The organism is Streptosporangium sp. NPDC049644 (assembly GCF_040675205.1).
Taxonomy (GTDB): Bacteria; Actinomycetota; Actinomycetes; order Streptosporangiales; family Streptosporangiaceae; genus Streptosporangium; species Streptosporangium fukuiense.
In genome coordinates this window covers 26,109-39,477 of sequence record NZ_JBFAOJ010000089.1, presented here as the reverse complement: position 1 = coordinate 39,477, position 13,369 = coordinate 26,109, and the positions used below count along the sequence as shown (strand labels likewise).

Below are 13,369 nucleotides of genomic sequence, written 5' to 3'. Positions count from 1 at the left end.
GAAGTAGGCCGCGACCAGGAGGACGAGAGCGAACACGCCGATGATGATCGTTAACACCGGCTGGTCGGATGCGAAGGTGGTGATTTGATCGATGGGGGGCATCAGTCACTGTCCGTCAGTCTCGATGTCCGACAGGATATCTACGCGATCATTCCAGAATGTCGGCGTCCTGTTCGCCAAACGGGTGCTCACCCGAGTGACAGAAGAGAACACAGTTGCGGCACGGGCGAGTGAGAACCTCCGTCCCGCTCCGCCGGTCCCCCCTGCCACACCGGCCCGTCACAGGCCCGTTCGCCGTCGTGACCAGCACTGTCAGTGGTTACCAAGTCAACTTTCAGATGACCACAAGAGCCGGTGGCTAGCGTCTTCGACGTAGGGGAAGACACCGGGCGCCGCACTCGACGAGGGACACCGCGCCCGATCCGCGGAGGGGCCGGGCATGTCCAGGATCGATGTCGACGACCTCCCGTTCGAGGGCGCCGAGCCGGGCGAGGTCGCCGGCGGCCGGTGACCCTCTCCTGGCGCCACGGCCAGGGCCAGGTCGGCGAGTGGTGGGCCGACCGGCGACAGACTCGCCGCCCCGGGTGGGAACAGACCCCGTCCAGGGCGGCGATCCATCTGCCGAGGATGCCGGAAGGCAGGTCAGGCGTCCGGGAGAGAGACCTCTCCCGGGGCGCCGGCCCGCCGGAGGTACCTCGGCTGACAAGCGCCTTCCTTTCGGAAGGTGCCGAACCGGCCAGGGCCGGGAGGGGGGAAGGCGCGGCACACGCCGCTCTCCCGGCCCCGGCCGGTCGGGCATCGATTGCTCTGGCGCGGCGGAGCGGGATTCCCGTTCCGCCGCGCCCTCATTTCCCAGAGCCAAGGCTCGGGTCTCCACACTGGAGGTATTCGATGAGTGACCTCGGAACGACGCTCGCCTCCGGGGTGCGGCTGCTGCGCGGCCTGCCTCGCCGCCGCGCGGAGGTGCCGCAGGCCCGGCGGACGGCCGCCGCGTGGGCGGCCGACCATCCCGAGGTGAAGGCGGAGTTCGTCGTCGACGAGCGTCCCGGCACCTCGGTGGTCGACTTCCACCTGCTGCTCCAGGATCCGGAAGGCGGGACGGTCGCGCTCACCGCGCAGGCCGACGACGGCGTCCCCCAGCCGATCGGCCACTCCACGCTGGTCAGCGTGGACGGGACACACCTGTCGGCCGCCCAGGCGCTCACCATGATCCGCTCGCTGTCACACCGCGACGCGACCCCGCACGACGAGATCGTCGACCGGTGCCTGATCCTGAACGAGATCCGGCACGACGACACGCCGGCCGGCGACGAGGAACCGCAGGCCATGGCCGACGAGTTCCGCCGCCGCAGGGAGGCCGAGCTCGGCCCGGCCTATCTGGCCGCGCACCCCGGGAAGTTCGACCGGGTACGCGCGCTCTGGAGCATCGGATCCGAGCGGCGCCTCGCGGAGATGGACGGTAACCCGATGGAGCTCCTCGGCGCGGCCTTCACCGGCCCCAACGACGAGATCGAGACGACGATCGCCGAGCGCCTCGCCTTCGAGCTGCCCGAGCCGCTGCGTGACGCCGAGCCGGGAGACGTCGTCGGGCCGGTGGCCCATGCCGGCAGCTTCCTCACCGGGGTCGTCCTGGGGCGCGCGGACGCGTCGGCGGACGAGCGGACCCTGGCCGCGGCCGGGCGGGTGGCGTTCACCGAATGGCTGGCCGAGCGCCGCGCCACGGCCTCGATCGAGTGGCACTGGTCGTGACCGAGGAACCGGCGCTCTTCACCGGTTCGATCGACGCTCACCTGGCCCATCCCCGTCCGCGGGACCGGGCGGCCGGCCGAAGTCGACACGTGCCTTTCAGGACCGGTGGGCTCGCCTGAGCTGCTCGACGACCCGGTCGAGGGTCTCGATCGGGGCGGTGTACGGCACCCGCAGCCGGTTGGCCCGGGTGCCGTCAGGTGAGAACACCGGCCCCGGGAGCAGGCTGAGCCCTGCTTCGGCCGCCTTCCCCGCGAGTGCCTCACCGGACACACCGTTCAGGCGCAGCCAGAGCGCCAGGCCGCCCTGCGGGAGGGAGAAGCTCCAGGCGTCGTCCCCGTCCAGGCTGCCGGCCAGATGGTCGCGCTGGCGTCGCAGCTCGCTCCTGCGCTGGCCCAGCAAGCGGCCCATGAGGGGTAAGACCTCACAGGCCACGAGCTGCTCCATGGGCGGCGGGGCGTACAGACCGCTGATCGGGTCGAGGAGGAGTTCACGGATCAGCGCGGCCGGACCCCGGATCCATCCCACCCGCAACCCTCCCCACACGGTCTTGCTCAGGGAACCGATCGTGACGGCCCGGTCGATCCGGGGCTCGGGCACCGGATGGTCGCGCAGGTCCAGGTCGCGCACGGTCTCGTCCACGATCACGGTCACCCCGTACCTGGCCGCCAGCTCCGTGACCTTCCGGCGGTCCTCGGAACCCATCAGCACCCCGGTCGGGTTCTGGAAGTCGGGGGTCAGCAGGGCGGCTCCCCCCGCGGCCTCGCGGAACGCGGTGGCGAGCTGGTCGCCGTCCCATCCCGCCGCGGTGACCCGCGCGGGGACGGTACGGATGCCGAAGCGCCTGAGCGTGGCGAGGGTGTCGAAGAAGGTGGGATTCTCCACCACGATTCTGCGCGGGCCGAGATGGGTGACGAGCAGTGCCAGCGCGGCACGGGCTCCCGAGGTGACCAGGATCTGTTCGGGGCGGGTGGCCGATCCCTCTTCGGTGTGACGCCGGGCGATCAGCTCGCGCAGCTCGGGCAGGCCGGGTCCGGGCTCGCCGCTCTCCAGCAGCAGCCCCGCCGACCTGCCGAGCGCGCGGGTGACGGCGTCGGTGACGATCGCGCGCGGGGCGGCGGGGACGGCGCGCCGCAGGTCGAGGAGCGAGCCCCGGCCGTCCACCGACAGGGGCGCGTAGCGCTCACCGAGGTTCCGCGGCAGCCGCACCCTGCTGCCGCTGCCGTGCTCGGTGACGAGCCAGCCCTCCTCGCGCAGCCGGGCCAGGGCGGCGACGACCGTTCCCCGGCTCACCCCGAGCTCACCGGCCAGGCGCCGCTCCGAGGGCAGCCGGTCCCCGACGCGTACGCGCCCGTCGAGCACCGCCTCGCGCAGCGCGGCGGCCAGCGCACCCGCGAGGGGGCCGCCGAATCGCCGCCATCCCGCCAGAACATCCTTGAGCACTGGTCCAGTTTGCCGTGATTGGACCACGACGCGAACATGCTCCGATTCCTAGCGTCGAAGCATGAACACCAGACCCGACGTGGGCACCGCTCCCATTCCCGGCACTCCGCACCTCGGCGGCGGCCCCCGGCCCGGACCAACGGACACCAACGGCGACCAGCGACCCGGACCGTCCGGCGGCTGGGACGGCCACCTGTCCGGGGTGCCGGAGGCCGATCACATCCGCGGACCCCTGGGAGCCGATCGCGCCCGCGTACCCGAGCTGATGGAGGCCACCCGCGCGTACGCCGTGCGTCTCCTCGCCGGGCTCGACGACCGCCCGGCGGCGCGGACGCCGGTGCGACCGGCGCCCGAGTCCCTGCCGGAGACGGGAGCCGGCCTGGAGGGGGCGATGGAGATGTTCGCGCGGCGCTGGGAACCGGGCTTCGCGGCCAGCGCGGGCCCCCGCTACCTGGGCTTCGTCACGGGTGGCGCGACACCCGCCGCGCTGGCGGGCGACTGGCTGACCGGCACCCTCGACCAGAACCCCACCTCCGGTCTGGACTCCCTTGCCCCGGACCTCGAACGGGAGACGGTCGCCTGGCTGCGCGACCTCTTCGGCCTGCCGCCGGAGCACGAGGGGACGTTCGTCAGCGGCGCGACCATGTCCAACTTCGCGGGCCTGGCGATCGCCAGGGAGTGGCTGGGCGAACTGCGCGGCGTGTCGGTGGCCGAGGCGGGCGCGGCCGCGCTCGGGCCGGTGACGGTGCTGTCGGCGAGCCCGCACTCCAGCATCGTCAAGTCGCTGTCCATGCTCGGGTTGGGACGGTCGGCGATCCGGCACGTCGGCGTCCTGCCGGGGCGGGAGGCGGTGGACGTGGCCCTGCTCGCCGAGGAACTCGACCGGCTGGACGGCGCACCGGCGATCGTGGTCGCCAATGCCGGCACGGTGAACACCGTCGACTTCGACGACCTGCGCGCCGTCGCGGCCCTGCGCGAGCGTCACCCCTTCTGGCTGCACGTGGACGCCGCGTTCGGCGCCTTCGCCGCGCTCTCCCCCGAGCACGCCCACCTCGTCGCGGGCCTCGGCGAGGCCGACTCGGTCTGCACGGACCTGCACAAGTGGCTGAACGTGCCCTACGACAGCGCGATCCAGTTCACCCGCCGCCGCGACCTGCAGGCCCGCGTCTTCCAGAACTCGGCCGCCTATCTCACCCCGCTGAGCGAGGAGCCCGACTTCGCGCACCTGACCCCGCAGAACTCACGGCGTCTGCGTGCGCTACCGGCCTGGTTCACGCTGGCCGCCTACGGGCGCGAGGGGCACGCGGAGATCGTCCGCCGCGACATCGCCCTCGCCGCCGGGCTCGGCGAGCGGATCGCCTCGATGGCCGCCTACCGACTGCTCGCCCCGGTACGGCTCAACGTGGTCTGCTTCACCCTCGCCTCCGCCCCCTCCCCCGAACGGATCGGGGAGGTGGTCGACTCGATCACCGAGTCCGGCGAGGCCTTCCTCACCCCGACGGTCCACGCCGGGGTGCCCGCGCTGCGTGCCGCGTTCAGCAACTGGCGCACCACCGAGGCCGACGTCGGCAGAATCGCGAAGATCCTGGAATCGGCCGCGCCCCGGTCGTGACGACGCTCCCGAAGGTCAAGCCACCTGTGCCGCCGGCGGTTCCAGCGTGATGACGGCGGACACCTCGGCGCGCAGGCGGCGGCTGAGTGACTCACGCTGGGAGACGACGGTGACGTGCACACCGCACTCGGCGAGCCAGGCGGCCAGGTCGGCGAAGTAGCCGTCGCCCGAGCCGATCACGACCCGGTCGAATCGCTGGTCCATCCGGTCGCCCCGGGCGGCCTCGGCCAGGGCCTGGTCCGCGCCGTCGGGGCCGGAACGGGCCAGCAACTGCACACCGTGGAAGGCGATCCCGACCGCGACGAGCGCGCCGTGGTTGACCGCGACGACGAACTGGTCCATCGGGCCGATCGGGACGATACGCCGGTAGAGGACCATGACCTCGGCGACCTCGGGGGTGGTGGGGCGACTGGCCCCTGTCAGGTTCTCGATGTCCAGCAGGTGCATGGCCCGCCCTGAGCGAAGGCGCCGTCTGCCGCGTGACGTGCGGGCCTGGAACCGGTCGATGCGCGTGGTGGGGGTGATCACGTGACATCGGTTCCTTCCATGATGATGTTTAGTGTCCAATAAAGTTCAGTAAAACACGTGTTGATGGAATCGACCAATAACTTTGAGGACGCTGTATGGAGGTGACAAACTCAGGTACGTTCCAATCGACACGGACACCGGATAGCGGACCGGAGGGGCCGATGAACCGGGACATCCGGCCGACCACGGCAGATCGATGGACCAGCTGGACAAGGACGTCCGGGTGACCGTGGCGGATAATGGGGGGCCGGTGAACAAGGACGTCCGGGCGACCGCGACCGACACGGAGGACCAGGTGGACAGGGACGTCCAGGTGACCGCGGCGGACATCGCCCGGCTGGGTGATGTGGGCCGGGCCGCGGTGAGCAACTGGCGTCGCAGGCATGACGACTTCCCCCAGCCCGTCGGCGGTACCGCGACCAGCCCCGCCTTCTCCCTCGGCGAGATCAAGGAGTGGCTGCTCGGCCACAGCGAGGGCAGGTCACTCCCGGCCCGCGAGTGGCTCTGGCAGGACCTGCGCGCGGGCGTGCCGGAGGAGGATCTCGCCGACCTGATCGCCGACCTCGGCGCCTTCCTGGTCTACCTGGACCGGGAGGGCGACGACTGGGCGGCACTCTCCGCCGCCGACGACGCGGCCGTGGCGGCCGTACTTCCCGAACGGGTCCTGGCCGCGTGCGCCGCGCCGATGCGGAACCCGCCGCCGACGAAGTGCCTCGTCCGGGGGCGGCTGCCGCTGCTGCGCCGGGTGGCCGCCCTGGCCGCCGAGGACGGCGCCGGGAAGACCTTCGGGTTCCTCCGCGAGCGCTACTTCGAACTGCACACCAAGCGGATGTACGCCACCCCCGAACCGGTCGCCCGGCTCATGGCCGAGCTCTGCGGCCCCTCCCCCGAGCTCGTCCTCGACCCGGCCTGCGGCTCGGGAACGCTGCTGAAGGCGGTGCGCGACCACACGGACGGCGGCGTGCGCCTGCTCCTCGGCCAGGACGCCGACGAGGCGACCGCCCGGCTGACCGCCGCACATCTCGCGCTGCACGCCGCCACCGTGCGCGTCTCCTCCGGCGACTCCCTCCGGCAGGACGCGTTCCCCGGCACCCTGGTGGACGCGGTCGTGTGCAACCCGCCGTTCAACGACCGCGCCTGGGGATACGAGGAGCTGACCGCCGACCCCCGCTGGGAGTACGGTCTGCCGCCCCGGATGGAGCCCGAACTCGCCTGGGTCCAGCACGCCCTCTCCCACCTCAGACCCGGCGGCACCGCGGTCATGCTCATGCCGCCCGCCGTGGCCAACCGCAGGTCAGGGCGCCGGGTCCGCGCCCAGCTGATCCGCCGGGGGGCGCTCAGGGCGGTGATCACGCTCCCGCTCGGCAGCATCCCCAACATGGCGGTCGCCCTGACCCTGTGGATGCTGCGCAGACCCGCGGACTCCGGTACGCCAGGTCACGTCCTGATGGTCGACACCTCCGAACGGCAGGAGGGCTTCGCGCGGGTCGCCGCGGACGCCTGGGAACGCTTCGAGGCCGGTGCGGACGTCGACGAACCGGGCGTCAGCCGGGCCGTCCCGACCATCGACGTGCTCGACGACGACATCGACCTCACCCCCGCCCGATACCTCGCGCCACCGCCCGCGGACCTGTCGCCCGAGCGTGTCACCGGGCAGCGCGACCGGGTGGCCGACCTCCTCCGCCTCGTCGCGGAGCTGGCGCCGACCGTCGAGTCGTCTCGGGGACCGAAGGACCTCCCGATGGTCCCGCTCGCCGAACTCCTGCGGCGCGGCATGCTGACGATCCACCACCAGAGCCCGGTGAGGCCCGGCGAGCCTTCCGAGGTCCCGGACGGCCTCACCGTCCTCACCGCCGAGGACGTCGTCGACGGCACCTCGCCGACCGCGACCACGCCCGGCACGGCCGTACAGCACGAGATCATCGTGCGGCCCGGTGACGTGCTGCTGCCCAATGTCGTACGGCGACCGGTGGCGTGGGTCGCCGGGGAGGGCGGCCCCGTCCTCGGCCTCCGCCTCTCCCTGCTCCGCCCCGATCCCGCCCTGCTCGACCCCCATTTCGTGGCGGGCTTCCTGAGCGGCTCGGTCAACCTGCGCAACTACGCCACCGTGGGCAGCCGCGCCCAGGTGGACGTACGCCGCGCGGAACTCCCGCTGCTGCCGATCGGGGAGCAGCGGCTGTACGGCGAGGCGTTCAGGAGGCTGGCGGAGTTCCAGGCCTCGCTGCGCCGGGCCGCCGCCCTCGGCGAGGATCTGATCCGGCTGATATCCGACGGCCTGACCCACGGCACCGTCCGGCCCTCCCCCGAGAAGCAGACGAAGGAAGAATCTTGAGCGGTGACCACCAGGGGTACGCGGACCTCATCTGGTCGGTCGCCGACGAGCACGGCTCCATCCGCAGGCGCCGACCTGCCGGGCCCGGTCGGCCGCACCGCGAACGCCGGCGACGCTGAGACCGATCCCGCCTAGATTCGGCACGATCAAACCCGGTGAACGTATCCGGTCCCGGTCACCGCACTAGACGAAGGCCGTGACGCCCTCGTATTCCGCTGTCGGGGCAGCGCCGACGGTCTCGTACTGGAGCAGCAGCAGGCCGTTCGCCGTCACCTCGTGGTGGACGAGTCGGAGGCCGGCGGGTGCGCCCGGGTGGTCGAGCAGCCGCCGCCCGGAGCCGGTCACGGCCGGGGCGACGACGAGCCGGAGTGTGTCGACGAGGCCCGCCGCCAACAGGGCGTTGCCGAGTCGCGCGCTCCCGTGGATCTGGAGTTCCCGTCCTGGCCGCGCCTTGAGTTCCCCGACGGTCTGGATCGGGTCACCGTGGAGCACGGTCGTCGGATGCCAACTCCCTTCGGTGAGGGTGCTGGTCACCACGTACTTCGGTAGTGAGTTCATCCGCTCGGTGTACGGGTCGTCCGGGTCGGTGATCCGCGGCCAGTCCCGAGCGAACGCTTCGTAGGTTCGCCGCCCGAGCAGCAGGCCGTCGGCGAGGTCCAGCCAGTCGGAGGTACGCCGGACGAAGAGTTCGTCCAGGTGGGGCACGAGCCAGCCGCCCCGGGTGAAGCCGCCGCTCGTATCCTCGGCCGGCGAGCCGGGGCCCTGGCTGACCCCGTCGAGGGTGACGAACTCGGTGAGAGCGATCTTCACCGCGCGGCCCGGCTCTCCGCGACCACGGCGAGTTGCTTGGTGACCGAACCCCAGCCTTCGAGGAAGCCGAGTTCCTCGTGGCGGGCGCGGGCGGCCGGATCGCCGTGCCGGACGACGATCCGGTAGTCCGTGCCGTCCGGATGGTCGCTCAGCGTGATCTCGGCTGTCATGGGCACCGGCGCGGGATTCGCGGGGCGCCAGGCGCTGTCGATCGCGTTCGTGAACACGATCCGCTCGGACTCGTCGACGACGAGGAAGGTCGCGTCGACGTGCGGGACGAAGTCCACCCCGTCGTCGCTCAGTCGCGTCACGAACGCGCCGCCGGGCCGGACGTCGAGGCGGTCGACGCGGCACACGGCAGGCGCCGGGACCCACCACTTCTCAAAGCGGGATGGATCAGTCCACGCGCTCCACACGGCGGCGCGGGGGGCGCGGATGACCCGCTGCAGGGTCAGGTCAAGGTCGGGGTTCACAGTTGTGTCTCCTTCGGGTCGGTGACGAGGTGTTCGAGCCGGTCGGTGCGCTCTTCCCAGATCCGGCGCTGCTCCGCGAGCCAGCCGTCGACGAGAGCGAGACGGTCGCGGTTGAGCACGCAGGTGCGCACCCGACCGAGCTTGACCGTGCGGATCAGGCCGTTCGCCTCGAGCGTCCGCACGTGCTTCATGAAGGAGGGAAGGGTCATCGGGAACTCGCGGGCGAGATCGCCCACGCTCGTCGGGCCGCGGCCGAGGCGTCGGATGACGCCGCGTCGCGTCGGGTCGGCGAGGGCGACGAACACACCGTCGAGCTCGGCCGAATACTGTGCCATGCGGCTAAGTATTGTCCGCCGAAACACTTAGCGCAAGGGCAAAGTATTCAGGTCGCCCCAGGTTCTCACCCGGCATGCGAGTGTCCGCGCCCGCAGGGCTATGGGCACGGAGCAGGCCGATCAGATGGTTCCAGGTCTCGCGGTCCATGCTGCCCTCGGCCGGCGGAGCGATCGTGATGGGCCATCTGATCATGCTCGTACATAGGCTGCGTCCGGGAGCGGAGGAGGCATGAAGCCGGTGAGGCCGTCGCCGGCAAGTTCTCGCAGCCAGTCGGTGGCACTGGAGGGCGCGACCGGCCACCGGCCTGAAAGCGAGGTCGATGGCTGGGGCATCTCACTATTCTCCCAGGCCAGGGAGATACCAATCGCAGGCCGCATCCAGCGAAGGGCGTGCGTAAGCTGACGGGTCTCTGGATGACTTTGAGCGTTCAGTGCCTGACAGGGCCTGAGAAGGTCAGGTAGGGATGTTCCGCATTCAACCATCCGCGGTCCAGCCGCACCCCTGTAGCCAGCTCGATGCCCGTCAAGAAGCCCGCCTTCCAGTCCCAGTTGTCGTCTCTCCCGATCCAGGCGGTGTCCTCGTAGTCGAGGAAGAAGCCGCTGATCGCCGTCAGTTCCGGCCACCATGCCAGGTTCGGGTGGTCCTCAGGGCGTCCAGGGAACAGCCCGTCGATCGACAGGAGAACCTCGCCGTCGACGGCGAGGGACAGGTAGTTCACGGAGTTGACGTTCCACCAGGCGTTGTAGACGCGGGCATTTGTGCTCAGGGGCCGAGTCACCGCCGGAGGCACCCCGAGATAGTCGAGTCCGTACAAGACGATCGCCGACCCGGCCCGGTCCACGGCCACCGGAGGCGGATTCAGGCGGTAGTCGGGAAGGTCGACGACGTCAAGGCCGGCCGCTTCGTGGACCTCGTGCCCGGCGCCCCCGCTCAATCGGGTACCGATGTCCTCCACGGTGAGAGGCACCGCGCCGGCGTCGGGGACGACGACCGTCCAGCACAACGCCACATCCAGTGCAGGTGGTACGGGCTCGCCGACAAGCCGCCGATAGTGCTTGTACACCTCATCGGCCGCGGGCCGTCCGTCATCCACGTGATGGTCTCTTTCGTCATTGCCGAGTGGGGCGAGGAAGATCCTCGCGGAGGACGGAACAGCGTGTCTGCCCGTGCCGATCCGGGGAGTGGGCGGGCTCTTGCGCCGCGAAGGCCGACGGGAAGACCGCTGCTTTCGCAGGCGGGAGCCGGATGTCGCTCACGGACCGTGGGAGTCGGCGGTCGGCACGCGTTTCCCATCCTGATCTGCAGGACCAGGGGCCTGCTGCGCCGAGGCGGTGCGCAGCATCGCGGCGACGGCCGCCGCGTGATCGCGGTCAGCCATGACCTGATCCCCGTGGACCAGGGCGAAGTGGGTGTTGTAGGCCGCCCTCCTGGCATCGGGGGACAGGGTATGGCGCACCGACACCGCCGCCTGCCAGCGAGGCCGTACCGCTTCCCGCTCCTCCTCACCCGGGCGGTGATGCCACCTGCAACTCGGGCAGGTCGGCATGCCGGTCACGGTATCGATGGAGAAGATGTTGCGCCTGTCGCCCGGAGAGCGGTGCGGATCGGCGGACGGGCTCGTCATCCACTCGCCGGTGGCGCTGTTGATCGGATGGCCGGTCAGCTCCGACTCGTAGCCGCGGATGAGCTCGGCGAGCGGGGAGTCGTAGCCGGCCGGAGGCGTTTCGCCCCGCTCGGCCCGGGCGAGCGCCTCGGCGAGCACCGGGTGGCCGGCCGGGCCTGCCAGCCCGCACTGGCGGCGGGCCTCGGCGATCGCGGCCCGCCGCTGGAGGTCAGGGGAGGCGCCGTCGATGGCCTCGGTGAGCCTGCGGTCGACGGCCCGTAGGGCGTGCCGGGCGAGCGGGTCGCCCTCCGGGGGATCGCCGGGAACCGGGTCGGTGATGACTCCGCCCAGCAGCGGCCCGTCCAGCAGCGCGGGAGTGAACAGCACCCCGCAGATACGGCCGGCCAGGGCGAGGGCGGCAGGAATGGAGCCAGGCAGGTACTGAAACTCCTCGTCCGGCTCGGGCTCCAGGCCCAGCTCACGCATGTCCTTGTTGAGAGCGTCGGGGTGGCTGCCCCAGCGCTCCTGCGGTGTCTGTGGGCGGAAAGCCGTCCGGATCCGGCCATCTACGGCATGTTCGAAGTCATGCGAGGCCGCGTAGTTGTGGCGCATGACGGAGACGGCTTCACCGCCGTTGCGGGTCAACTCGCGCAGGGTCTCGGGCCGGGTTCCCTCCCAGCCGTTGTACTCGAAGGCGATCGTCCAATCGCCGGCCCGGGTCACCAGCACCATGTCGCAGCAGCCGTCGGTCTCCTCGACGCGTTCCATGACCTTTTCGTCGTCCACCAGGTGGACGTTGTCGTCGGCTACGCCGAACCGCCGGAGCGTCTCGCGCTCGTCCAGATCGCGAACGAAGGTGACGGTATAGATCTCCTCCTGCCAGTCGTTCTCCCACGCGTAATCCGCAGGCGTGATCTTGCGCATCGGTCCCCTCGCTCCTTCTCCGTCATGATCGCGGTGAGTATGGCAGGCGGATCCGACATCCCCGACGGTAGGAAGGATCGGCTCGTCGCACCCCCGGCCCAGGAGTTCCAGCTCAGATCCGGGACGACGGACGGACTGCAGGTGGCGTCCGTTAGGGGAACCTCAACCGGACACCCAGGTGCGCAGCTCGACAGGCCGCCACCGCGTCTCCGATAGGTGGTCCGCATAACTGTCCGGTGATGGGGGGTTAAATCGCCATCACCGGGAACCCGGCGCGCGTGGTGACGATCGCTCCCGACCTCACCGCAGCGGCCCTCGGCGTGCACCTGTCGCACGGCGTGCCGGCCGGTGACACGGCGGCGGCCGTCGGAGCCGCCGATCCGCTGGCGGTGCACGGCCTCGGCATCGCGGTCGAGCTCGCCGGGCAGGGCCGGCTACGGGTGCCGGTCGCGGCGGCGTCCCCGCTCACCGAGGCCACCGCCGCGCACGAGCTGAGCGAGAGCCGTCACGCCTGCGGGAAGATCGTGCTGGTGAACTGACCACACGCGGCATGGGGCTCGCAGATCACTTCGGCCATTCGTGTACTCGACTTCGGAAACCGACACGTGGATCAAGCGTTCGCCCGAGCCGGCGAGAGGAGGTGGTGCCGGTCCAGCCAGCCGGCGATGGCCTGGCCGATGGCGTGCGGCTGGTCCTCGGGGGCCTGGTGTCCGGCGGGCCCGATGCCTTCGACTTCGAGGGCGGCGATGTTCCGGCGGGCCCAGTCCACCATCTCCGGGGAGGCGATACCGACGCCGTCCTCGACCGTGAGGAGCAGTTTGGGCACCTCCGGGCTGGTGGCGAGCCATGCGCCGTAGGCGTCCATGCGCTCGGCCACATCGGCCGGTTCACGGTCATAGGGGATCTCGCGCGGCCACTGCAGGAGCGGGCGGCGCGACGCCGGGTCGGCGTAGGGCGCCCGGTAGACGTCATGGTCCTGCGGGCTGAGTCCCTTCTTGATGGCGAAGGGGTGGGGCAGGGCGTACTCGATGGCGGCGTTCTCCTCCAGCAGCAGCCGCTCGCCGAGCCCGGGGGTGCGCAGCGCCTGGGAATGGTCGATCACGTCCTGCGGCAGTTCCGCCCACATCTGCGGCCGCAGGAACGTCTCCAGGAGGGCGACGCCGCGCACCAGGCCGGGGTGGCGGGCGGCGCGGTCCATGGCCAGTGCGCCGCCCCAGTCGTGTCCGACCAGGACGACCCCCTCCAGCCCCATGGCCTCGAACCACGCGTCCAGGTAGCGGGCGTGGTCGGCGAAGCGGTAGCCGATGTCGGGTTTTCCTGAGGCGCCCATCCCGATCAGGTCCGGGGCCAGGATTCTGGCGCGATCGGCGACGTGCGGGATGACGTTGCGCCAGATGTAGGACGAGGTGGGGCTGCCGTGCAGGAACACCACTGGCGACTCCCCCTCCCCGGCCTCCGTGTAGGCGAGGTGGGAGTCCATGACGGCGACAGTACGCATGATCGTTATGTCCTTCGATGAGTTGTGTGCCAGGACTCTAAATCCACATGTTTCCAACTGTCAA

The 13,369-nt window shown here is 70.9% G+C and carries 12 protein-coding genes and 1 pseudogene; 5 read left to right on the top strand and 8 right to left on the bottom strand.

The genetic code is table 11. From position 1 onward, the window contains the following. The first annotated feature begins 891 nt into the window (after positions 1 to 891). Positions 892 to 1,749, top strand: a complete 858-nt coding sequence (locus AB0J58_RS34830) for a hypothetical protein (RefSeq protein ID WP_364223936.1) — start codon at positions 892 to 894, stop codon at positions 1,747 to 1,749. A gap of 96 nt (positions 1,750 to 1,845) precedes the next feature. On the opposite strand, the gene AB0J58_RS34825 is transcribed toward AB0J58_RS34830, so the two are convergent. After that, positions 1,846 to 3,189, bottom strand: a complete 1,344-nt coding sequence (locus tag AB0J58_RS34825) for a PLP-dependent aminotransferase family protein (RefSeq protein WP_364223934.1) — start codon at positions 3,187 to 3,189, stop codon at positions 1,846 to 1,848. Between the two features lie 61 nt (positions 3,190 to 3,250). On the opposite strand from AB0J58_RS34825, the gene AB0J58_RS34820 reads away from it, so the two are divergent. Beyond that, positions 3,251 to 4,801, top strand: a complete 1,551-nt coding sequence (locus tag AB0J58_RS34820) for a pyridoxal-dependent decarboxylase (protein WP_364223932.1) — start codon at positions 3,251 to 3,253, stop codon at positions 4,799 to 4,801. 15 nt (positions 4,802 to 4,816) lie between these two features. On the opposite strand, the gene AB0J58_RS34815 is transcribed toward AB0J58_RS34820, so the two are convergent. Continuing rightward, entirely contained in the window at positions 4,817 to 5,329 is a 513-nt protein-coding gene (locus tag AB0J58_RS34815; protein ID WP_364223930.1) for an NYN domain-containing protein, read from the bottom strand. Positions 5,330 to 5,525: 196 nt separating this feature from the next. Here AB0J58_RS34815 and AB0J58_RS34810 point away from each other — a divergent pair, with 196 nt between their 5' ends. Together AB0J58_RS34810 and AB0J58_RS34805 are read left to right on the top strand one after the other, a co-directional pair. Further along, entirely contained in the window at positions 5,526 to 7,661 is a 2,136-nt protein-coding gene (locus AB0J58_RS34810) for an N-6 DNA methylase (RefSeq protein WP_364223928.1), read from the top strand. Then, a complete protein-coding gene (locus tag AB0J58_RS34805) occupies positions 7,658 to 7,780 on the top strand; it encodes a hypothetical protein (RefSeq protein ID WP_364223926.1) in 123 nt (40 codons plus the stop codon). The genes AB0J58_RS34810 and AB0J58_RS34805 overlap by 4 nt, the downstream gene beginning before the upstream one ends. Before the next feature lie 64 nt (positions 7,781 to 7,844). Here the strand turns inward: AB0J58_RS34805 and AB0J58_RS34800 are convergent, their stop codons facing one another. From AB0J58_RS34800 to AB0J58_RS34780, 5 genes are all read right to left on the bottom strand, one after another. Beyond that, positions 7,845 to 8,471: a dihydrofolate reductase family protein gene (locus tag AB0J58_RS34800; RefSeq protein WP_364223924.1), complete on the bottom strand. Its 627-nt coding sequence runs from the start codon at positions 8,469 to 8,471 to the stop codon at positions 7,845 to 7,847. Then, complete coding sequence (locus AB0J58_RS34795) at positions 8,468 to 8,944, bottom strand: SRPBCC domain-containing protein (RefSeq protein WP_364223922.1); 477 nt, start codon at positions 8,942 to 8,944, stop codon at positions 8,468 to 8,470. The genes AB0J58_RS34800 and AB0J58_RS34795 overlap by 4 nt, the downstream gene beginning before the upstream one ends. Next, complete coding sequence (locus AB0J58_RS34790) at positions 8,941 to 9,279, bottom strand: metalloregulator ArsR/SmtB family transcription factor (RefSeq protein WP_364223920.1); 339 nt, start codon at positions 9,277 to 9,279, stop codon at positions 8,941 to 8,943. The genes AB0J58_RS34795 and AB0J58_RS34790 overlap by 4 nt, the downstream gene beginning before the upstream one ends. A gap of 428 nt (positions 9,280 to 9,707) precedes the next feature. Beyond that, positions 9,708 to 10,373, bottom strand: a complete 666-nt coding sequence (locus tag AB0J58_RS34785; protein WP_364223918.1) for a DUF6461 domain-containing protein — start codon at positions 10,371 to 10,373, stop codon at positions 9,708 to 9,710. 159 nt (positions 10,374 to 10,532) lie between these two features. Further along, entirely contained in the window at positions 10,533 to 11,807 is a 1,275-nt protein-coding gene (locus AB0J58_RS34780; protein ID WP_364223916.1) for a DUF6461 domain-containing protein, read from the bottom strand. Positions 11,808 to 12,058: 251 nt separating this feature from the next. Here AB0J58_RS34780 and AB0J58_RS34775 point away from each other — a divergent pair. Continuing rightward, positions 12,059 to 12,346, top strand: a pseudogene (locus AB0J58_RS34775) (zinc-binding dehydrogenase); the annotation flags it as partial. A 71-nt stretch (positions 12,347 to 12,417) separates the two neighbouring features. On the opposite strand, the gene AB0J58_RS34770 reads toward AB0J58_RS34775, so the two are convergent. Beyond that, positions 12,418 to 13,362 carry a haloalkane dehalogenase gene (locus AB0J58_RS34770; RefSeq protein WP_364223914.1) on the bottom strand — a complete coding sequence of 315 codons (945 nt, stop codon included), beginning with the start codon at positions 13,360 to 13,362 and terminating at the stop codon, positions 12,418 to 12,420. Between the last annotated feature and the right edge of the window lie 7 nt (positions 13,363 to 13,369).

Bases quoted from the DNA above. Each gene is read 5' to 3' on its own strand.
- AB0J58_RS34830 (WP_364223936.1), top strand. From the start codon at position 892: ATGAGTGACCTCGGAACGACGCTCGCCTCCGGGGTGCGGCTGCTGCGC.
- AB0J58_RS34820 (WP_364223932.1), top strand. From the start codon at position 3,251: ATGAACACCAGACCCGACGTGGGCACCGCTCCCATTCCCGGCACTCCG.
- AB0J58_RS34810 (WP_364223928.1), top strand. From the start codon at position 5,526: ATGGACCAGCTGGACAAGGACGTCCGGGTGACCGTGGCGGATAATGGG.
- AB0J58_RS34790 (WP_364223920.1), bottom strand. From the start codon at position 9,279: ATGGCACAGTATTCGGCCGAGCTCGACGGTGTGTTCGTCGCCCTCGCC.
- AB0J58_RS34780 (WP_364223916.1), bottom strand. From the start codon at position 11,807: ATGCGCAAGATCACGCCTGCGGATTACGCGTGGGAGAACGACTGGCAG.